20 protein-coding genes and 2 pseudogenes are annotated in these 20,200 nt (G+C 65.5%); 9 read left to right on the forward strand and 13 right to left on the reverse strand.

The features are described from left to right. Window positions 1-197: 197 nt before the first annotated feature. From AB0L63_RS23045 to AB0L63_RS23055, 3 genes are all read right to left on the reverse strand, one after another. Window positions 198-1,592, reverse strand: coding sequence for an N-acetylmuramoyl-L-alanine amidase (locus AB0L63_RS23045; protein WP_364504466.1), 1,395 nt, complete (start codon window positions 1,590-1,592; stop codon window positions 198-200). 231 nt (window positions 1,593-1,823) lie between these two features. Next, the gene (locus AB0L63_RS23050) at window positions 1,824-3,617 is read right to left on the reverse strand and encodes a serine/threonine-protein kinase PknD (protein WP_364504468.1); all 1,794 of its coding nucleotides are present in this window, start codon (window positions 3,615-3,617) and stop codon (window positions 1,824-1,826) included. Window positions 3,618-3,892: 275 nt separating this feature from the next. Beyond that, complete coding sequence (locus tag AB0L63_RS23055) at window positions 3,893-4,468, reverse strand: sigma-70 family RNA polymerase sigma factor (protein ID WP_364504470.1); 576 nt, start codon at window positions 4,466-4,468, stop codon at window positions 3,893-3,895. 163 nt (window positions 4,469-4,631) lie between these two features. On the opposite strand from AB0L63_RS23055, the gene AB0L63_RS23060 reads away from it, so the two are divergent. The 4 genes from AB0L63_RS23060 to AB0L63_RS23075 all read left to right on the forward strand — a co-directional run bounded on the left by AB0L63_RS23060 (window position 4,632) and on the right by AB0L63_RS23075 (window position 7,734). Further along, a complete protein-coding gene (locus AB0L63_RS23060) occupies window positions 4,632-4,997 on the forward strand; it encodes a hypothetical protein (protein WP_364504472.1) in 366 nt (121 codons plus the stop codon). A 52-nt stretch (window positions 4,998-5,049) separates the two neighbouring features. After that, window positions 5,050-5,799 (forward strand): SDR family oxidoreductase, encoded by a 750-nt coding sequence (locus AB0L63_RS23065; protein ID WP_364504474.1) that lies wholly within the window; start codon window positions 5,050-5,052, stop codon window positions 5,797-5,799. A gap of 326 nt (window positions 5,800-6,125) precedes the next feature. Beyond that, window positions 6,126-7,328 carry an MFS transporter gene (locus AB0L63_RS23070; RefSeq protein ID WP_364504476.1) on the forward strand — a complete coding sequence of 401 codons (1,203 nt, stop codon included), beginning with the start codon at window positions 6,126-6,128 and terminating at the stop codon, window positions 7,326-7,328. 4 nt (window positions 7,329-7,332) lie between these two features. Then, a complete protein-coding gene (locus tag AB0L63_RS23075) occupies window positions 7,333-7,734 on the forward strand; it encodes a PaaI family thioesterase (RefSeq protein ID WP_364504478.1) in 402 nt (133 codons plus the stop codon). 25 nt (window positions 7,735-7,759) lie between these two features. Here AB0L63_RS23075 and AB0L63_RS23080 read toward each other — a convergent pair whose 3' ends face one another. Next, the gene (locus AB0L63_RS23080) at window positions 7,760-8,617 is read right to left on the reverse strand and encodes a cyclopropane mycolic acid synthase family methyltransferase (RefSeq protein ID WP_364504480.1); all 858 of its coding nucleotides are present in this window, start codon (window positions 8,615-8,617) and stop codon (window positions 7,760-7,762) included. Window positions 8,618-9,027: 410 nt separating this feature from the next. On the opposite strand from AB0L63_RS23080, the pseudogene AB0L63_RS23085 reads away from it, so the two are divergent. Then, window positions 9,028-10,137 (forward strand): annotated as a pseudogene (locus tag AB0L63_RS23085) (transcription termination factor Rho, short form); the annotation flags it as partial. A 221-nt stretch (window positions 10,138-10,358) separates the two neighbouring features. Here the strand turns inward: AB0L63_RS23085 and AB0L63_RS23090 are convergent. The 3 genes from AB0L63_RS23090 to AB0L63_RS23100 all read right to left on the reverse strand — a co-directional run bounded on the left by AB0L63_RS23090 (window position 10,359) and on the right by AB0L63_RS23100 (window position 12,938). Beyond that, window positions 10,359-11,324, reverse strand: coding sequence for a DUF1152 domain-containing protein (locus tag AB0L63_RS23090; protein WP_364504482.1), 966 nt, complete (start codon window positions 11,322-11,324; stop codon window positions 10,359-10,361). Between the two features lie 84 nt (window positions 11,325-11,408). Then, entirely contained in the window at window positions 11,409-12,515 is a 1,107-nt protein-coding gene (locus AB0L63_RS23095) for an MAB_1171c family putative transporter (RefSeq protein ID WP_364504484.1), read from the reverse strand. Window positions 12,516-12,659: 144 nt separating this feature from the next. Further along, window positions 12,660-12,938, reverse strand: a complete 279-nt coding sequence (locus AB0L63_RS23100; RefSeq protein ID WP_364504486.1) for a hypothetical protein — start codon at window positions 12,936-12,938, stop codon at window positions 12,660-12,662. A 12-nt stretch (window positions 12,939-12,950) separates the two neighbouring features. Between AB0L63_RS23100 and AB0L63_RS23105 the strand changes: the two are divergent. The 3 genes and pseudogenes from AB0L63_RS23105 to AB0L63_RS23115 form a co-directional block, all read left to right on the forward strand. Continuing rightward, a pseudogene (locus AB0L63_RS23105) lies at window positions 12,951-13,082 on the forward strand (TetR family transcriptional regulator); the annotation flags it as partial. Between the two features lie 37 nt (window positions 13,083-13,119). Continuing rightward, window positions 13,120-13,485, forward strand: coding sequence for a hypothetical protein (locus AB0L63_RS23110; protein ID WP_364504488.1), 366 nt, complete (start codon window positions 13,120-13,122; stop codon window positions 13,483-13,485). Window positions 13,486-13,634: 149 nt separating this feature from the next. Beyond that, a complete protein-coding gene (locus AB0L63_RS23115) occupies window positions 13,635-13,874 on the forward strand; it encodes a CYTH domain-containing protein (protein WP_364504490.1) in 240 nt (79 codons plus the stop codon). A gap of 71 nt (window positions 13,875-13,945) precedes the next feature. On the opposite strand, the gene AB0L63_RS23120 is transcribed toward AB0L63_RS23115, so the two are convergent. From AB0L63_RS23120 to AB0L63_RS23140, 5 genes are all read right to left on the reverse strand, one after another. Next, window positions 13,946-14,296, reverse strand: a complete 351-nt coding sequence (locus tag AB0L63_RS23120) for an HPF/RaiA family ribosome-associated protein (protein ID WP_364504492.1) — start codon at window positions 14,294-14,296, stop codon at window positions 13,946-13,948. 132 nt (window positions 14,297-14,428) lie between these two features. Next, window positions 14,429-15,886 carry a nitrilase-related carbon-nitrogen hydrolase gene (locus AB0L63_RS23125; RefSeq protein WP_364504494.1) on the reverse strand — a complete coding sequence of 486 codons (1,458 nt, stop codon included), beginning with the start codon at window positions 15,884-15,886 and terminating at the stop codon, window positions 14,429-14,431. Between the two features lie 369 nt (window positions 15,887-16,255). Continuing rightward, a complete protein-coding gene (locus tag AB0L63_RS23130) occupies window positions 16,256-16,912 on the reverse strand; it encodes a response regulator transcription factor (protein WP_364504496.1) in 657 nt (218 codons plus the stop codon). Between the two features lie 2 nt (window positions 16,913-16,914). After that, window positions 16,915-18,090, reverse strand: a complete 1,176-nt coding sequence (locus tag AB0L63_RS23135; RefSeq protein WP_364504498.1) for a histidine kinase — start codon at window positions 18,088-18,090, stop codon at window positions 16,915-16,917. A gap of 222 nt (window positions 18,091-18,312) precedes the next feature. Continuing rightward, a complete protein-coding gene (locus AB0L63_RS23140; RefSeq protein ID WP_364504500.1) occupies window positions 18,313-18,897 on the reverse strand; it encodes a TetR/AcrR family transcriptional regulator in 585 nt (194 codons plus the stop codon). Between the two features lie 91 nt (window positions 18,898-18,988). Here AB0L63_RS23140 and AB0L63_RS23145 point away from each other — a divergent pair, with 91 nt between their 5' ends. Further along, window positions 18,989-19,708 (forward strand): SDR family oxidoreductase, encoded by a 720-nt coding sequence (locus tag AB0L63_RS23145; RefSeq protein ID WP_364504502.1) that lies wholly within the window; start codon window positions 18,989-18,991, stop codon window positions 19,706-19,708. A 75-nt stretch (window positions 19,709-19,783) separates the two neighbouring features. Here AB0L63_RS23145 and AB0L63_RS23150 read toward each other — a convergent pair whose 3' ends face one another. Further along, window positions 19,784-19,930, reverse strand: a complete 147-nt coding sequence (locus AB0L63_RS23150; protein WP_327101371.1) for a DUF1059 domain-containing protein — start codon at window positions 19,928-19,930, stop codon at window positions 19,784-19,786. Window positions 19,931-20,200 lie beyond the last annotated feature (270 nt).

The following is a 20,200-nucleotide window of genomic DNA, read 5'->3' on the forward strand; positions in this document are numbered from 1 at the left end:
CCGGCTTTTTCGGCGGCGGTCCGGTCGGCCAGATCATCGGCGTCCTGCTCGTCCGAGTCATCGAGACTCGCGACTTCGTCGCATGCGCTTCGACGACTCGGACGCGAGACGGGCCGCGAACTCCTCGCTCGTAAGACTCGCTCCGTGGCGGTTTCGAATGCGCGCTACTCACGACTATGTCCGCGGTCGGCCAACTATTACTTGGTCGGGCCAAGCAGGGTGCTGGCCAGGGTATATGCCAGGTTGATCAGCTCGGAGGTGAGCACGTTGTTGTCCATGCCGAGGGACCTGGCCAGCGGCAGCATCATCTGCATGATCGTGCCGACCAGAATTGGCAGGGAACTGGTTGTACTCGGCGCGGTCTGGCCCGGCAATATTTGGGAACCGGGCGTTTGGGCCGTACCGGGTGATTGCGGGGTGTTGGGCGAGAGTGCGTAGCCCGGTGACTGCGATGTACCCGCTTGCGGCGAGCTGGGCGACTGCGCCGACCACGGTGACTGCGTGTCCGGGGAGCTGGGCGCCGGCGTGTATCCCGGTGCCGGTGCGTACCCCTGTGGAGGATTCGATGCTGCGGGCGCGGTCGGGGCTGTCCCCGTCGATGGTGCGGAATTCGGGACTGTCGTCGGTTCGGGCACGGCCTGTGGCAGCGGGACGACCGAAGTCTGCGTTCCGCCGGGAGCCTGCTGTGTGCCGGGAACATGCGGAACCGCTTGTGCCTGCGAGGTATTCGAGAGCGGAGCCGAGGCGGGCTGGTCTGTCGCCGAACCGGTCGGCGCCGGAACCGTCCCTGCCGTCGCCTGCTGCGGGGCGCCGAGCAGGAAGCCGACCAGGCCGGTGGTAATGGCCAGGGCGTGCTTGACCTGCCCTTCCGGACTCTCCAGTAGAGCGGCGTCCTCGGCATTAGCACCATTGCCCATCTCGAGGAAGACATCGGGCACGGTGGTCATTGCCGGACCGGCCACATCCGCGCGCGTCTGCAGTCCGTCCTGTGCGCCTGCATAGTTCGCGGCCGGGAATCCGGCCTCCAGATACGCGTCGCGCACCGCCTTCGTGGCCGCGAGGCCGGGCCCGGACTGGACCTGATCGGCCTTCGGATCCGGGATCGGCAGCTGCGGCACGATCAGATGAAAGCCTCGGTCCTGCGCCGGTGCGCCATCGGCGTGGATGCTCACCGCGACATCGGCGCCGGAGGCATTGGCAGCCTGCGCGCGTTCATCGACGCAGCCGCCCCATCCTGAGTCGTCCTGACGACTGAGCACCACCTTGGCGCCCAGATCCTGCATGGCGGCCCGAACCAACTCGGCCACCTTCCAGTTGATGGTGTGCTCCGGCACGCCGTTGACCGTGGTCATGCCGGTGGTCTGGCAGTCCTTGGTGCCGCCGCGACCGTTGCTGACTTGCTGCGCCATGTTCTCGGCGTGGTTGGGACCCTGATGACCCGGGTCGAGGAATACGGTCTTGCCGACGAGTTTCGTGGACATATCCGGCGTTGTCGGATCGGCGACCGCGGCCGGGGTCAGCCCCGACAGCGTCACCACCACGGCAGCCGTGACGGCGCAGCAGATACCGGTACCGATGATGCTTGGCTTCACGCGAAATGCCTGGTAGATAGACAAAGCAGCTCCCTAGTCCCGTGATGGTCCCGTGAGCGCTTCCAGCGAATCGACCTAGGCGGTAGCGCTCCCGGTGTTACTGCTGGTGCTGTTGTTACGGGAGAGCATAGCGTCTACAGCCTCGCGAGTTCTAGACTCGTGGCCCTCGAACAGATGCACGTACACCCCGATCGCGGCAACGCTGGGATCGGGTAGGCCGGTTCGGGTGGTTCAGCCGACCGGGAGTTTCACCACCGGATTGGGGCCCAAATCGGTGACGTATACGTTGCCCGCCGTGTCGACTGCCACACCCTGCGGCTCTTTGAGCCCGGTGAACGGCAGCGGGGTCGGCACCGACGCGCCCACCGCCAACCTCGCCACCCATTGGTTACCCCAGTCGACGACGTACACGTCGCCCGCCGTGTCGACCGCCACACCCTGGGGATCATTGAGCCCGGTGAACGGCAGCGGGGTCGGCACCGACGCGCCCACCGCCAACCTGATCACCCGATCGGTACCCAATTCGGTGACGTACACGTTGCCTGCCTTGTCGACCGCCACACCCTGGGGATCTTTTAGCCCGGTAAACGGCAGCGGGGTCGGCGCCGACGCGTCCACCGCCAATCTCATCACCCGATCGTTACCCCGGTCGGTGACATATACGTTGCCTGCCGTGTCGACCGCTACACCCTGGGGATTCCTCAGGCCGGTGAACGGCAGCGGGGCCGACGCGCCTGCCGCCAACCTCATCACCCGATTGTTACTCGTGTCGGTGACGTATACGTTGCCTGCCGTGTCGACCGCTACACCCTGGGGATTCTTCAGGCCCGTGAACGGCAGCGGGGTCGGAGCCGACGCGCCCGGCTCCAACCTCACCACCCGATCGTTGCCTATGTCGGCGACGTATACATTGCCCGCCGTGTCGACCGCCACACCGGTGGGTAGGTCGACGCCGGTAAACGGCAGAGCGGTCTGTGACGAGTAGGCCGGGGCGATAGGTGTGGGCGAGATGCCACCGCCGCCTGATTCCCGTTGGACGCCGATAATCACCGCTACGGTGGCGACCACCGCAACCGCGGCCGCGGCGGCGAGCAGCCCGGCGGTCTTGGGCGACAACCTGATTCGCCATCCACGGCGCGCAGCCAGGCCCCCACTGATGCTGACCGTGGAATCGCCCACCGCGGCGCGTGCCGCCGCGGCCAGTTCGCGCGCGGTCTGGTAGCGATCGTCAGGTTTTTTGGCCATTCCTTTGGCGATGACCGCATCGAAGGCAGTCGGTACATCGGGTGTAGTGGTACTGGGTTGCGGCGGCGGGGTGTGCAGGTGATGGGCGATCACACCCTCTATGCCCAATGGGCTCGCAAACGGTGGCCGGCCGGTCAGGCACTCATACAGCACGCACGCCAACGCATAGACGTCCGTTCGGGCGTCGGTCTTGGCCGACGCGCTTATCGCCTCCGGCGCCATGTAGGCGACGGTGCCGATGGTCTCGCCTGCCCTGGTCAGCGTACGGTCGTCGGCGGCGTGGGCGATACCGAAGTCGATCAGGTAGGCGAAATCATCGGCGCATAGCAAGACGTTGGCGGGTTTGACATCGCGGTGCGCCAGCCCGGCGTCATGGGCCGCCTGCAGCGCGCCGGCCACCTGAGTGATGATCGCCACTGCCCGCCGCGGCGACAAGGCCCCTTCTCGCGTGATCACCGTGCGCAGGTCGGTGCCCTCGATCAAACGCATATTCAGATAGAGCCGACCGTCGATGTCGCCGAAGTCGTGGATGGGGATCACATGCGGCTCGGTCAGCTGCGCCACCGTCCGGCACTCCCGGCGGAACCGCTCGCGCAGCTGTTCGTCATTGGCGAAGCTCTCGGGCAACACCTTTAGCGCCACGACCCGGTCGGTCAGCGAATCATGCGCCCGCCATACCTGGCCCATGCCGCCCTGCCCCAGCAGCGACAACAGCCGATAGCGCCCGAACGCCTTCGCTGGCCCCGACCCCTGGGCGGTGCCGCCGCCACCCACTGACATGTCATTCATTGTGCCGTCCCGTGACCACCTGTCTGGCTAACGGCGTACTCGCTTGCATTCCAACCGTGCCGCGAGCGTGTAGCCCCACACTAGTTGATTCAGCCAGGCCAGATGCTCAATGGTCAGGCGCTGACGTCGGTGTACCACCAGTATGGTTCCGACCACCGACACTGCCTGAACACCGACCGGAACTCGTGGGACTGTCGACTCAACGGGTCCGTCTCACTATCGGCACTGTCCCAACTCAACGGTGTAACTGGATGCGGGAGGGGGACTCAGGCTCCCATCGGCAAGCGGCGCAACGACCGCAGTGCGTAGTGCACCCGAGTCTTGACCGTGCCGACCGGAACGCCGAAGTCATCGGCCACCTCCTGATAGGCGCGGTCCCGCAGAATCACCTCCACCACCGCGACGCGCTGCGATTCGGGTAGCCGGGCCAGTAGATCGGCGACGAGTAGACCGTCGATGAGGCGCTCGGTGAAGTCCGGATCGGCGAAGCGGACATCGCTGAGCTCGGTGATCTCGTCCCATCCGGTATCCGCGGGCCGGATTGCGCGGGCACGGGCGATATCGATCATGATGTTGCGTTCGATGGCGAGCAGCCAGGTGCGCACCGTGCCCTTGCGTTCGTCGAACGCCGCACAGGAGCGCCAGGCCCGGAGCAACGTCTCCTGCACCGCCTCTTCGGCGAGGCCCGAATCGCCGAGGCGGCGCATGGCGCGCCAATGTAGCAGCCCCCAGTCCGCGGCGAGCACGGCGGCGAGCCCATCCTCGGTACACAGCCCAGCACATGCCGTCCCGCAGGTCGACCGCCTACCCGCGACGTCGACCACCAGACGAATACCACTCATACAACGGATATCGCGAGAATCCGCGCGAGTGGAATCACGCGGGCGGGAATCCGGTGGTTCCACCGAAATCGATCACCGAGTCTGGTAGAGCTGGAGATTCGGGGAGCTGCGCAATTCAGCCGCCGGTGACGGCAAGAGCACAACAACTCGAGGAGACAGCGGTATGCGTGCAGGCACGCTCGTGATCGCGGGGGCGATGGCAGCTACCGTGACACTGCTGGGCACCGGAACCGCGGCCGCCCAGCCCCGCACCACCATCACCGAGGATGGCGTTTATCTGGTCGGCGTCGATATCTTCCCCGGTGTCTGGGAGGCCCCGGGCACCCCCGATCCGGCCGTTGGTTGCGACTGGCGGCGGCTGCGCAAGGTCGAAGGCGATAACACCGATCAGCACTACATCATCAATAACGAATTCACCAGGAACAGCCCGGTCCGCGCCGAGATCGCGCCAACCGATGTGGCCTTCAAGACCGTGAACTGCGGCGCCTGGCACATGTTGCCACCGAGCACGGGCCCATTCGGCGGCTGAGTCGAACCCACGGATATCGACTCGCGTTCGGTAGCCGTTATGGTTCGCAACCATGACGCGGAGCAAGATCCTGATCACCGGCGCGAGCGCCGGACTCGGCGCGGCCATGGCGCGGGAGTTCGCCGCCAGAGGCCGTGAGCTGGCCCTGTGCGCCCGCCGCCTGGACGCGCTCACGGCCCTACGCGACGAACTCACCGCCGCGCACCCAAGCATTACCGTCGCTGTCCGCGCGCTCGACGTCGATGACCATTCGGCCGTCCCCCGGGTATTCGCGGAACTGCGCGATGAACTCGGCGGACTGGATCGGGTGATCATCAATGCCGGTATCGGCAAGGGCGCGCTGCTCGGCACCGGACGTGCGGAGGCCAATCTCGCCACGGCCACCACCAATTTCGTCAGCGCCATCGCCCAGACCGAGGCGGCATTGGAGATCTTCCGCGCTCAGGAGTCGGGCCACCTGGTGCTGGTGTCCTCGATGAGCGCGGTGCGCGGCTTGCCAGGGAAGAAGGCCGCCTACTCCGCGAGCAAGGCCGGACTTGCCGCGCTCGGTGAGGCGCTCACGGTCGAATTCGCGAACTCACCGATCGCGGTGACCACGCTACTTCCCGGATTCATCGCCACCGATATGGCGGCGAAGGCCGGTGACGCCCGCATGGTCGCGCCCTTAGCGAAGGGCGTCGCGTCGATGGTGCGGGCGATCGAACGGGAGCGGATTCGCGCCTGCGTGCCCGGTTGGCCGTGGCGGCTCATCGATGTGGTGCTGCCACATCTGCCCCGTGCGGTCGTCGCCCGGATGAGCTGAGCCCGTGCACCCTGGTCGGCACCAGCATCGGTGCGATGCTCGGCTGTGTCGCGCGCGGCATGCTCACGCTTTCGGTGGACCGATCGGTGGTGCCGCGCCGGGGCCGCCGCGGGTATCGCGACGCGCGGCGACGCTGCGGCCATGATCGTCGTCGGTGTGCCGGTGGGCGTCGCCAGCGCGATCCAGTTCGTCAGCTCGTAGGACACCGATACCCGTACTGCGACGTCTTCCCGTTCGTGCTCATGTCGAATAATCCAGCACGGCACCGACATTCGCGGCCCAAACCCGCCAGCACTCGGAGTGCCGGAATTGCTGGACTGGAGCGCATGTCCACAGCTCTTGCGCCCTCCCCTGCCGCCGTCGCCCGGCCACCGCTGATCCGGTGGCTCGCGGTCATCGCGGTAATGCTCGGCATCTTCTTGATCGTGACCGCCGAGATACTGCCGATCGGCCTGCTGACCTCGATCGGAGCCGATTTCACGATCTCCGACGGCATGGCGGGGCTGATGCTGACCCTGCCCGGTCTGCTGGCCGCGATCGCCGCGCCCTTGGTGACGGTCGCCGCCGCGCGGATCGATCGCCGACTGCTGCTGTGCGGCTGCACGGTGTTGCTGGTGATCGCCGATGTGGTGGCCGCGAGCGCGCCGCAGTTCTGGGTGGTGCTGGCCTCCCGCGTGCTGATCGGAGTCACCATCGGCGGCTACTGGTCGATCGCGGCCGGACTGGCCCGACGATTGGTACCGCCGGAGTCGGTGCACCGGGCGACGGCGGTAATCTTCTCCGCCGTTCCGCTCGGTTCGGTGCTCGGCGTGCCCGCGGGCACCTTCGTCGGACATGTCGCCGGCTGGCGCGCCGCCTTCGTGGTTTTGGGCGTCCTGTCCGCGGTGGTGCTGACGCTGCTCGCGGTTACGCTGCCGCCCCTGCCCGCCGGACCGGCCCTTCGCCTTACTGCGCTGCGTCTCGGTCTTCGCGGCAGTGTCGTCCGAATCGCCTTGCTGGCGACATTTTTCGTGGTGATCGCGCAGTTCGGCACCTACACCTACGTCACGCCGTTCCTGGAACAGGTCACCGAGGTGAGCGCGGGCACGATCACCGTGTTGCTGCTGATCTACGGTGTGGCGGGCATTGCCGGGAACTTCCTCGGCGGCACCCTGCTCAGCTGTCCCCGGCTCGCGCTCGGCTTCGCGGCGAGTGCGATGGCGGTCGCGATGCTGCTGCTGCCGATGCTCGGCCACTGGGAGATCGGCGCGATCGCACTGCTCATCGTCTGGGGTATCGGATACGGCGGTGTGCCGGTGGTACTGCAGACCTGGTTCGCCGATGCGCTACCCGATGCGCCCGAGGTGGCTTCGGTACTGTTCACCGCCTCGTTCCAGGCCACCTTCTGCATCGGTGCGCTGGTCGGCGGGATGATCGTGGATCGGACCGCGCCCGGGACGGTGCTGCTCTGCGGCGGCGCGACCGCGCTGCTCGTACTCCTGATTACCTCAGGAGTAATCGACGCGCAGCGAATCCATCGGGCAGGCTGACTTCATGATCGATGAGGTGGGCACCAAGCTCTTTCACCAGTCCATGCCGTTCACCGAGCACCTCGGGGTCGAGGTGCTCGAACACGGCGCCGCATTGGTGCGCAGTCGGATAGCCTGGGACGAATCGCTGTGCACGCTGGGCGGGGTGCTACACGGTGGGGTGCTGATGTCGCTGGCCGATGGGACCGCCGCGGTGTGTGCGTTCCTGAATCTGCCCGAGGGCAAGCAGGGCACGACGACGGTCGAGTCCAAGACGAATTTTCTGCGGGCCGTGCGTTCCGGCTATGCGATCGCGACGGCGCGAACGCTGCACGCGGGACGGTCGTTCATCGTGGTGGAGACCGAAATCCATGATGACGCGGACAAACTCGTCGCAAAGGTGACACAGACCCAGGCCGTACTCTGACCTCGAGCCCGGCGTCACGCCGGGCTCACCTCACCATCGTGAACTGCATGACATCGATGTGCCCGCTACGAAAGTACTTGGCACATCCGGTGAGGTATTTCAGATACCTGGCGTAGACCTCCTCCGAAGCGATCCGCACCGCCTCGTTGTGATTGTCGACCAGCGCATCGGCCCAGTGGTCCAGCGTGCGCGCGTAGTGCAGGCGCAGCGGCTGAATCTGCTCGGTGCCTAATCCGGCCTGCCCGGCCAAGCGGGTGATCTCGGCGGGCTGGGGCAGCTGTCCGCCGGGGAAGATCTCGCGCTTGATGAAGATGTGGAAAAGCGCGGCCTCCCTGGTCACTGGAATATTCATGCGACGCAGGTCGTTGAGGCTGTGACCGATGATCGTATGCAACAACATCCGGCCCTCGGGCGGGAGCATGTGGTGGCAGCGCGCGAAGAATGCCGGGTACCGCTCGCGGCGGAAATGTTCGAACGCACCGATGCTGACGATCCGGTCCACACCCCCGTCGAACTCCTCCCAGCCCTGCAGCCGAATCTCAACGCCTGCCACACCGCGCCGATCGATCTCCGAGCGGACATGCTCGGACTGATTGCGGCTCAAGGTGAGACCGACGGCCTTCACGCCATAGCGCTCGACCGCGCGGAACATCGTTGCGCCCCAACCGCATCCGATATCGAGCAGGGTCATCCCGGGCCGCAGATCCAATTTGCCGAGCGCGAGATCGATCTTGGCGAGCTGGGCCTGTTCCAGGGTCATATCGTCGCGCTCGAAGTAGGCGCAGCTGTAGGTCATCGACGGGTCGAGAAACAACCGGTAGAAGTCGTCGGAGATGTCGTAGTGCGATTGAACTTGCTGGTAGAACGGTTCGAGTTCGGCCATTGCAGCTCCTGCCGTCGGTCGGTCTTGGCCGGATACCCACTGATATGAGACTCACCGCCGCGCCGTTTCGCATGATCGGTTACCGATACGGAACTGTGGCCTGCCCCGATCGCCGTGGCTGGGCTGTGACCGTTGCGCGACAGCTGTTCGACGATGTACCCTCGGGCCTGTCCTTGTGGATGTCGATATCCCGGCCGATCAGAGCCTGGGCTTCCCACAAGATCTCCGCTCTCCCATCACCATGATGGTCCGCCTCGTTCCCGGAGCCCACAGGGACATTCACCGCAGCGCGCCCTTCGCCGCTGCCTCACACGGCCGTTCGCCGTACCCCACGCAAAGGAAAAGCCATGAAAGACAACACATTTCCCGTATCACAAGACGGGGATGCGGCGGCCGAGGCCGCTGCGCACCTCGTACGATCCGTCGGTGGCATCCTCGATATCGCCGACAACCGTGCCGCCACCCTCCGTGTCGACGGCTACCTCCCCGGCCCGCTGGACGTGCACGTACCGCCTCGAATCATCCGTGAATTCGGTTTGCGCCGTGGCGATTTCATCATCGGTACCGCCGAACCGGCACGCAGCGGCAAGCTCGACCCGCTGGTCCGCATCGAATCGGTCAACGGACAGGATCCCCGACGCTCCGCCGCCCGTCCCCATTTCGAGGACCTGGTCCCCATCTACCCCAATCAGCGGCTGCGCCTGGAGACCGAACCGCATGCCATGACGACCCGCGTCACCGACCTGGTCATGCCCATCGGCAAGGGGCAGCGCGCACTCGTTGTCGCACCGCCCAAGGCAGGCAAAACCTCTGTGCTGCAAGCGATCGCACACGGCATCGCGAAGAACCACCCGGAATGCGAACTGATGCTCGTACTGGTCGGCGAACGTCCTGAAGAGGTGACCGATCTGGCCAGGTCGGTGCCCGCCGATGTCGCCGCCGCCACCTTCGACCAAACCCCGCGCGAGCAGATCGCACTGGCCGAACTCGCCATCGAGCATGCCAAGCGCCTCGCCGAAATGGGGCGAGACGTCGTCGTACTGCTCGACTCGCTGACCCGCCTCGCCCGCGCCTACAACAATGCGGCCCCATCCTCCGGGCGCGTACTCTCCGGCGGCGTCGATGCCGCCGCGCTCGCGCCGCCCAAGAAATTCCTCGGCGCCGCACGCAATTTCGAGAACGGCGGCTCGCTCACCATTGTCGCCACCGCCCTGGTGGAGACCGGCTCGCTGGCCGATACCGTGATCTTCGAGGAGCACAAGGGCACCGGCAATGCCGAGCTGAAGCTGGATCGCGCGACCGCGAGCCGCCGGATCTTCCCGGCCGTTGATATCGCTCAATCCAGCACCCGCAAGGACGAATTGCTGCTCACCCAGGACGAATTGGCGGCCACCCACCTGCTGCGCCGCACCCTGGCCGCGGTGGACAGTCAACAGACCATCGACCTGCTGCTGGAGGGCCTGCGCCAGGCCCCGACCAATGCCGAGTTCCTGGCCCAACTCGGCGCCAAGCGGCACTGACCCGCTTGACACGTCTCCATTAAGGCGCCTTTAAGGCCCTGTCTAGTCCTCCGAGGCATATTTATTACAGCCCGATCGGGCCTGTCTTCGGAGGGGGAGACAGGGCTGGTCGGGCTATTGGTTATGCCGGTGAATTCGGGTGTCGGTTGTTGACGCGGTCGCTGGTTTGTGACGGTGAAATTTGACGTCGCTTGCTGGGTGTGTCGCGGGCGTCGGTGTTGTCAGACGGGGATGGTTCGCCGGGGACGCAGGGGGGTGTGGTCGCGGAAGGCTTCGATCGCGGCGGCGACTTCGAAGGGTGTGGTGGCATGTGCGATGTCGTGTCGGTAGAGGACTCGGTTGGCGACCGCGTCGAGGTCGAATCCCCAGACCATCGACATGAGAGGGTTGATGAACAGTTCGGCGCCTTTGGCGCGGGTGCGTGCCAGGGAGTGGTGGTCGCCGAACTCGCCGCGGGCGGCGTCAGTGGTGGAGGCGCAGAGGATGCTCTCCCGGCCCGGGGTGTGTCGTTGGACCCAGTCGACGGCGTCCAGCCAGGCATCGACGGCTGTGACGCCGGGGGTGAGCGCGAACACGCCGTGGTAGGCACCGAGTTTGGTGAGGGCGGCGACGTTTTCCAAAAAGTGGGCGTGACACACACCGTGGTAGGTGTCGTTGCCGAACCCGACGCAGGTGGCGAGTTTGACCGGCAGATCGAGGGCGTGGGCAGCCAGCAGGCTGGTGACGTCTTCGACCGGGGTTCCGAGGCCGGCTTCGTCACCGGTCATCAGCAGGTCGGTGCCTCCGTCGACCAGCACCACCGCGTCCAGGCGTAGTTCACGGGCCAGCCACCCGTAGGCTGCCCGGACATCGGCAGGTCCTCCTTTGCGGATGAGGAACACGCGGTCGGGATAGCCGTGTTCTCGTAACCAGACCGCGAGGTGTTTCTCCGGGAAGTAGCCGGTTGGGCCACTGGTGTCGGCGTAGGTTTCGAACAGTCCCGGCGCGACCGGCTGCGCGGTGGTGCGGTGGACCGGGGTGAAGGTGAGGTTTGCCAGGAACACCGTTTTGTGTCGCTCCTGCAACGCGAAGGCGATGGGTAGACCGCTGAGCAGGTCATGCCCACCACCGGCACCAGCGATCAGGATCCGCTCGCAGTCGTGCAGACGGTGCAGTATCGGTGTGTCGAACAGCGTGGGTGCAGACATCTGTCGCAGTATTCAGCACCTCTCGTCTCCGGTGGGGTGCTCGACTTCCCGGGGCTGACGAAGTCTCCGCAACCGGTGCGAACTTCATCCCACCGCGGTCTTCGGCCAGACACGGGCGAGGCCGAGCAGATGCCGGAGTTCGGTGTCGAAATCGTGTGCGGTTACCGGCAACCGCGGAACGGATCCGACCACGGCGGGCAGTTGCCCTGCCTTTCTAGCACGTGCGGCGCGTGCCAGATGGTGCGCGTAATCGGTTATCTCCCAATCTAATTCACCCTTACGTTGCGGTTGCGTGGTCTCGGCGGTGAGGTAGGGGCCGAGGTGCAGCAGTGCGTCGCGGATCTCCACGGTCATGCGGAACAGTCGGGTGACCGGATCCGCACCGTGGCGCGCATCGGCGGGTAGCACGATCTCCGGTACCGCCGCGGTGAGGTCGCGCCACAGCGGTCGCAGTCGGCGATAGATTCGGCCCTCGCGGTCCCAACCAGACAGCGTGAGCAAAGTGCTGAACAAAGGGATGGCGAGCAGGGTCACGTCGAGAGTCAGGCAGAGCACGAAATCGAGTTCGCCACGCGGCAGATGCGGACCGAGGTAGGGGCGCCCAGTCAGCAGCTGGGCGACGGACAGTGTCTGACTGGTCAAGACGAAGCCGCCGCTGATGCCGAGAGTCCAACAGACCGCCTGCATCTTGGCGCTGAGATCGCCGCGGCGAAGCTCGTGGATGCCCGCGAGCAGGAAAACGACCATATCGACCGCCAGCGGTGCGGCATAAGCGATCCCGAAGATCACCGCGGGCCCGTGCGCGCTCAGATCGACCGGCCGTCCGTTGTCCCGCGCCGCCATTCCGGCGAGCAGCATGACGACGGTGGCAACCGCCGCGACGAAACCGCACCGACGCAGCCGCTGCCACACCGCCATCGGCCCGGTCTCGGCGAGAACATATCGCGCCATGACATAGAGGTGCATGGTCGTCATGACCACGCATCCCAATGCGAGGACGTAGACCGGATTGGTAATGCTCGGCGTCGAGGTGCATCGGTAGCAGACCAGGGCGGCGATGCTCCATAGCAGCATCCGGTTGACGAGTTGATCAATGAGCGTGTCCCGCAGCAAGATCAGTCGCCCCGCCGTGATGACGCCGACGTAGCCGAGTACCAACCAGCCGAGTGCTGCGGGAATCAGTGATGACATCTCTATCCCTCTCGGCCCCAGAACTAGAACTCGTTCCATCGGAGGATACCGCCCGCCAACAGCCACGCCTCGGCGCTGCGACACCGACCGAGGACAGCACAGTGTCGGCACACCGATTTGGTGTGCGGGCACTGGTTTCGCGGATCAGCCGAGCAGCACGAGCGTGGCCGCGCCGAGGAAGATGAACTGCACGACGGTGCGCCGCGGCAACGGCATGGTCTTGATGCCGATGTCCGCCCTTGCCGCACGGATATTCGCGGGGAGCATCACGATCAGCAGCAGGATCAGGCCCGCGGCGGCCAGCCTGGTGAACTCCTGCGCGCCGACGACGAGCGCCTGGTCGCCGCCCGTACCGCGCCGAGCGCGGCGCTGCGCTCCGGGGTCTCGGCCATGCAGCCCGACAGTGCCGGTGAGCAGCAACAAGCCACCCGGCTCGCCGCCTGGTCACTGGTCCACGGTTTCGCGGCGCTCTGGCGGGAAGGGGCACTACAGGATTCGATGCTCGGCGACAGCTCGGACCCGGAAACCCTGGCCCGCCGGATGATCGCCACCGTTCACTTCGAATGACCACGGGCCGTCCGCCGTTGGCCGTAAGTTCTCAAACATGGACATCCACGCCTATCCCACCGAGGCGAATACTCCGGTGGATCTCACCGAGGCACAACGCATCGCCGACCACTATCTGTCCACCGATGACAGCATCAGCAACCTGCTCACCGAATTCGACGCGGGCTTCACGGTCGTCGCCATCTTCCCGCCGCCACCTGGTATCGACCCGCACATACCCCCGCTCCCCCCGACCATCGGCGGCTCGGTCTGCGTCATCGACAAACCCACCGGCGCCATCTCCTACTGGCCCACCTACCCCACCGCAGTCGTCGCCGAACAGTACACGCAGGCAATGCAATCCGGCCGCCTGATCATCGAAGACACCTGGCCGGACGAGGACGACGCCCCTGAAGGCGACTGAGATGTAGCCCCGGGCCTGGTCAGGTACTGCACTTTTCCGAAGACCCGACGATCGAGCGGTTCGGCGACCTCGGCCGCTCGCACCATGCAGCCGGACAAGACATCAACGGCCATCCACCGTTGCCGGCGCCGCCTCATCGGGCGGGACAGTTGGCTACTTGGTGTGAACGTAGGTGGTCAAGCCACGAGGCCGGACACCTCACCGAGGTCGACACCTATTACAGCCGTCCCGATGTCGACTACATGAAAACCGTTGAGCGCCTTCGCATTCGACATCGAGACGGGTTCGCCGAAATAACTTACAAGCCACCGCCGAATGCCAGCGGCATAACCGATTACCTGGTCGTCGGCCTGCCCTACCGCGATCTGGTCATGGCCGCAGCTCACTGATAACAATCTCGAGAGATCTTCCCTGCTCCAGCGATTGCGGGAAGGCTGGCTCAGCAATCGACGTGCGCAACTTAATCGACGAGCATGCGCCTGATGGATTCGCCACCCTTCGTCTGATGCAGGCGGCCGAAGCGGCTGTCGAGGAGGCTGACCATAGCGTCGGCAGCGCCGGTGTAAGCGTCTTCGACCGTAGCCGCGCGATGGGTTACGGCAACCGGAGGCTGACCGGATATGCGGGCTTCCAATACGCATTGCTTATCGTCCGGACCGCCTTTTTGGGCGTTCAGATCGGTCAGATGGACTTCCAGCCGGGTGACCTGCTCGGCGAAGCGGTCGAGCATCGAGGAAAGCGTCGATTCCACACGCTCGGCCAGCGATGCGCCGCCGTGGATATTGCTGCCGGTGTTGACCTGAATCTGCATGAGCATCTCCAATCTGATAACTGCGGACAGCACTGTCCGCGTACGGCTACCGACTCATTGAGTGCAAACTCAGCAATCCGTCGGCAATGCCGACCTTACCCGCGCGGATGTGTGCTCAGCAGATTCCCAGGTTCAGGCCGCGGGCTGTTCCGCGCTCGTTGTCAGCCGACGCCGGGGGCCGAAAACTGGGTGTGATCGCCACGGGAACGCACCGACGGCCACCACCGCGAACAGGGCCACGGTCAGCCAGCCGAACCAGTCGCCGAATCGGGTATAGACCGTTTTGCCCGATTCCAGCGGGATGGTGGCGAGCACCGATCGGGTCACCGTGATATCGGTCCGCGCCGATGCCAGGATATGGCCGCGGGAATCGCTGGCCACGAGTTCGCCGAGTTGGGGTGCGCGTGCGATGCCGACACCGGATTCGATGCCGCGCAGGACGGCCATGCGGCTGTGCAGCCAATGGTCGTCGGTGAAGTCGAGGGCCGGGACCAGTAGCAGTAGCGCCCCACGGTTCCGGTTCTCGCGCACCAGATCCGGACCATCCAGGTCGAAACACACTGCCAGCGCCCAGGGTTCGCCCGGAATGCGCTGCCAGCCGGTGCCCGGTTCGAGGTCGTCCTCCAGGCCGGGGACCAAGCGGTGCTTGGCGTATTCGAGTCCCGACGGATAGTCGATGGCGGCGTTGACACTGGTTCCGCCCGCGGTTTTCACTAATCCCGCGACGACGTGGATACCGCGCCGGGTCGCGACCTCGGTGAGCGGCGCGGCCAGCACCGGCAACGTCGATTCATCTGCCGTCCAAGCCTTTTCGGGCAAGACGACCACCTGCGCACCCTGATCGGCCAGCCTGTCGATCTCGCGCACCGCACGGGCGACCATATCGCGACCGTCCACCGAGTCCACCGGAACATATTCCGGCGGTTGGGAAACCGCGAGCAGACCGACGCGCACCGTATCCCGCTCCGGCGCACCGGCAAGGTGCCACCATCCGAACGCACCAACCGCGACGAATAGTAGGGTGGTCGCGCTCGCGATCCTAAACCGTTGTGCGCCAGTAACTTCGGGAGCCACTAATACGGCTACAGTCGCCGGCACCAGCATGATGAGGAATGCGATTCCCCACGGACCGGTCACTGCCGCAGTCTGCATCAGCGGCAGCAGGTCGAATTGGCTGTAAGCGATGCTCCACCACGCACCGAACTGCCCGGCCAGCGATACCGCGAACTCGAACGTCACCCACCCGGTCGGCAGGGCGAGCACCGCAAGCCCGAGACGCCCACGCAGCATCAATGCACGCGTCATCGTCACCAATCCGCCGAATACCGCGGCGGTTGCGCCCAACAGCAGCAGCGTGACGAGTACCGGTTGCTCGATCGTGTCTATGAAGTAAGGCCAATACCGCAATCCGCTCCCACACCATGCCAGCAATCCCGCAAGGAACGATGTGCCCGCACCAACCCGTGGGGCTATCAATAGCACTGGCAGCGGTGCGAGAAATAGCAGGCCGGGCAGCGGATGTAGGCCCGTGCCGAGATACCACAGCAGTGCCGACACCAGAGCCGCGGCCAGGATCAGATAACGCTTCATCGAGAGCTCCACATTCGATCGGATGCTCTGATGGTCCCCGCGCTGACTTCTCCCGCACATCGCCTGCACGAGCGAATCCCACCTCGCCCCTAGGCGCGAGTCGGCCCGGCTTCCACGGCCATGACGAAGTTCGGATGTGCGGACACGATCAGCGGACCCGTCGTACCCGCCGACCAGACATCCGCGAAATAGTGGGATCGCTGTCATACAACCACGGTCAGCTGAAGCCCGATCGGAAAGCTTCCGGGCAGAATGGCGAAGGCCAGCAGCAGAAGTAACGCGGTGCGCTGGTACCGACGGACATCGTGCAGACAGTATTCGCACGCCGGGCAATCGAGGGCGGCGGCGGCGTGATTTGCGCGGGCGGATTCAGGCTGAGCGGCCGGGGATTACGAGGCCCGCTTCGTAGGCGAATACCACGGCCTGAACGCGGTCGCGCAGCCCCAACTTGGTAAGCACCGAGCTGACATGGGATTTCACCGTGTGCTCGCTGACGACGAGAGTGGCGGCGAGTTCGGCGTTGGAGAGGCCGCGGGCCAGGTTGCGGAGGATATCGCGTTCACGTTCGGTCAGTTCGTCGAGTTGGCGCATCAGGTCGGGGCGGGGCTGACCGCGGTGGGCCAGGTCGGCGATGAGGCGGCGCGTCACGGCGGGCGCGAGCAGTGCGTCGCCCGCGGCGATTACGCGCACGGCCTCGATCAGTTGTTCGCGGCGCACGTCCTTCAGCAGGAAGCCGCTGGCCCCGGCGCGCAGCGCGGCGTAGACGTATTCGTCCAGGTCGAACATGGTCAGAACCAACACCTTCGCACTGGTCTGGGCGCAGATGCGGGCGGTCGCGGCGACACCGTCCAGGCGCGGCATCCGCACATCCATGACCACGACGTCGGGTGCCAGTTCCAGCGCCCGCTCGACGGCTTCGAGCCCATCGACAGCCTCACCGACCACAGTGATATCGGGCTGGGTGTCCAGGATCAGCCGGAAGCCGGCGCGGAACAGGTCCTGGTCGTCGACGACGAGCACACGCATGCTCAATTCTCCTGTGCGATAGGAAGTTCGGCAATCACGTCAAAGCCTCGGGTCCGGCCTGCCGACGATGTATGCCCGTACTGCAACCGCCCGCCCGCGCTGGTGACGCGCTCGCGCATCCCGATCAGTCCATGCCCCAGCGCGGATCCGATCCCACCACCGCCACCCGCGGGTCGCCCGTTGATCGAGGCTCTCGGGCCGAGCATAGGTGCCAGACCATCATCGGATACCCGCACCGTCAGCCGATCCTCGGACCATTGCAACGACACGCGCACATCAGTGACCCCGGCATGCTTGCTGGTGTTCGTCAGCGCCTCCTGCACCACCCGATAGGCCGTGACCCCGATATCACCGGAAACCACACGGCGCTCACCGAATTCGTCGAACGATACGACCGCCCCACTGCGCCGCGACATCGCCACCAGATCGGGAATCGCCTCAATCCCGGGCTGATGTGGCAAATCGTCGGTACCGCGCAGAGCCCCGAGACTGCGCCGAAGCTGTTGCACCGCATCGCGCCCCGTATCGGCGATGCCCGCGAAGGCCGCATCCGCGCGATCCGGATCGGTGCGGGTCAGCAGCGGGCCGGTCTCGGCCTGGACGATCATCAGCCCGACCGAATGGCCGACGATATCGTGCATATCCCGAGCAATGCGCAGCCGTTCCCGATCGACGGCGGCGGCCCGCTCTTCCTCGAGCCGCCGCGCCCGCTCCTCCAACATCTCGATCTGCAACCGCCGCGCCCGGACGCCGGTGCCGAGCGCCCACGCGGTCACGAACGACATGGCGGCATACCCATAGGAATCCGGACTCTCGTTCGGAACGATCAGGGAGATCAGGATTCCGATACTCACGGTGATCAGCGTCAGCCGCCGCAATCGTGGCGGACTGTAAGCCGCGATCGTATAGACGCAGACGATGGTTCCGTACGGCAACGCGGGCATGGCGTGCACACAGGCCAGCACCGTGATCGCCGGCCCAACCACGAGCAATACGAGAATCGGCGCGCGCCGCCGCCACCGCACCGGCGCGGATGCGAGCACGCAGCAGCCGACCACCCACCACGGCGCCCGCGTCACGATCGCGGGTCCCACGCTGGCCACCGTAACGGCAACGGCCAGCACGATATCTATCGCACTCGATGGCAACGCGCGCAGCCACTTCGATGCCCGGGACACGGCAGTATCCGTGGTCCGCGCATGCACACTCGGAGAACTCATAGCGAATCCAGTGTCTCCCGCGCCTGGACCACCCCGCCTCCCCCACCCGGATGACGTGGCCCTCATCCGCGCGAGCGAGGTCCTGCACAACGCAGGGTGCACCGATCGTCCGGATCCGGATTCCGGACGGCCCGGCGTTCGCACCGATCCGATCTATGAGCCGGACCAGATGCGTTCCTCTCACGGCGCGAGCATGGTCACGATGCTGCTCGTGACATCCTTCGCCAGCGCGGCGTTCACCGGCGCGTGCTGGCTGAGCAGTCGGTACCACATAGCACCGAAGACGAAATCCACGACGAGATCCAGCGGGACCTCCGGAGTCAGTTTTCCGGCGTCGACACCGCGCTGGAGCAGTGCGCGCAGTGTCGCTCGCCGCGGGCCGATCACGGTGTCCTGCAATCGTTCGGACAGGTCTCGATCGCGCTGCGCATCCCCCATCAGGCCGACCAAGGCCTGACCCGTCACCTGCTGCGCGAGTTCGAAAGTGGTCGTGAGCAGCCGCTCCACCGCGACGAGCACATCCACGGTGTCATCCGGAACTCGCAGTGCCGCATGCTCTTCGGCCAAGCCGATCAGCGCCTCGATCAGGATCGACGCCTTATCCGGCCACCAGCGGTAGACCGTCTGCCGCCCGACGCCCGCCCCCTCCGCGATCGCCTTGATGGTCAGGTCTTGGTAGCCGTCCCGCTCGCAGAGTTCCAGCGCCGTATGCAGGATCGCGCGCCTGGCGTCCTCGCTGCGGGGGCGACCCCGGGTTCCTGTCATGCAACTCACTTTACAAGACACCGTGCCTCGAATATATTAACGAGGCACGGTGATTCGTAAATCGCCGTGATTCGAAGCTCAGGAGGATCTTGTGATCAACAAAGTCGTCATCGTCGGTGGAACCTCCGGCATCGGCCTGGCGACCGCTCGCCGACTCGCCGAGAACGGCGCGGAGGTCGTCATCGCCGGACGCAACGAAGAACGACTCACCGCCGCACTGGCCGAGCTGGGCCCGCAGGTATCCGGCAAGGTCGTCGACGCACGCGTCGAAAATGAACTGGCACAGCTTTTTTCAGAGGTAGGCCCGGTCGACCACGTGGTGGTGACCGTGACCGGGCCATCGGGCACCACGCCGTTCCGCGAACTCGGTTCGGATCAGTTGCAGGCCCACGTCTCGGGCAAACTGCTACCGCACATCGCCACCATTCAGGCGGCGCTGCCCCACCTCGCGCACGACGGATCCATCACACTGATCTCCGCCGCATCCGCAGGCGGCGCCATGCCGACAACCGCCGCACTGGCCGCCGTCAATGCCGGTGTCGAGGCCATCGTCCCGGTGCTCGCGGTCGAACTGGCACCCGTGCGCGTGAACGCCGTATCCCCGGGTGTGATCGACACCGAATGGTGGAACTTCCTCCCCGCGGACGCCCGCGCCGAGGTATTCGCCGGAATCGCGGCGCAGACCCCGGTCGGCCGGGTCGGCAGCGCCGACGATATCGCCAAGGCCATCGAATTCCTCACCGACAACACCTTCACCACCGGCGTGGTGATCCGTGTGGACGGCGGCGCTCGCCTCGGCTCCCCCCAATAACCCCCACCCCACACGGCTTTTCGTCGCAGCACCCGGACAGTCCGGGTACCGGTGACGAAAAGCCGGGGTGGTGAATCAGTAAGCGATGAAAAGAATTTCGTCCCGGGAATAGTCGTGCCCCGGGTGGTTCTCGGCCAGATGCGCCTTGGTCTTCGCGACCAGATCATCCTCATCCGTCCCGACGATCTGTTCGCCGCACGGGCAGTTCAGATTTCGCTTCATCAGAAGAAGGTACCCCGTCCTTCGAGGCGGGAGGAAGTGCGTCGAGTGCGCGCTCGAGGTGACCACACCGCCCCCGCGATCTGGTCTGGCGTTGCAGACGCCTGCTGTGAGCATGCGTAGCGCCGCACCGAATGCGGCGCTACCCGCTCATTTTCCTTGATCCAGCTGCGGATACGATCCCGGTGCGCTGCCGTCACCGCGGCTGAACACGGGGCGGAAATCCGGGCCGCCGCCATTTCCCGCCGATGAAGCAGTGGTCGGGAACGACGG

Origin of the sequence: Nocardia sp. NPDC051990, from assembly GCF_040680755.1 — a bacterium.
Classification (GTDB): Bacteria; Actinomycetota; Actinomycetes; order Mycobacteriales; family Mycobacteriaceae; genus Nocardia.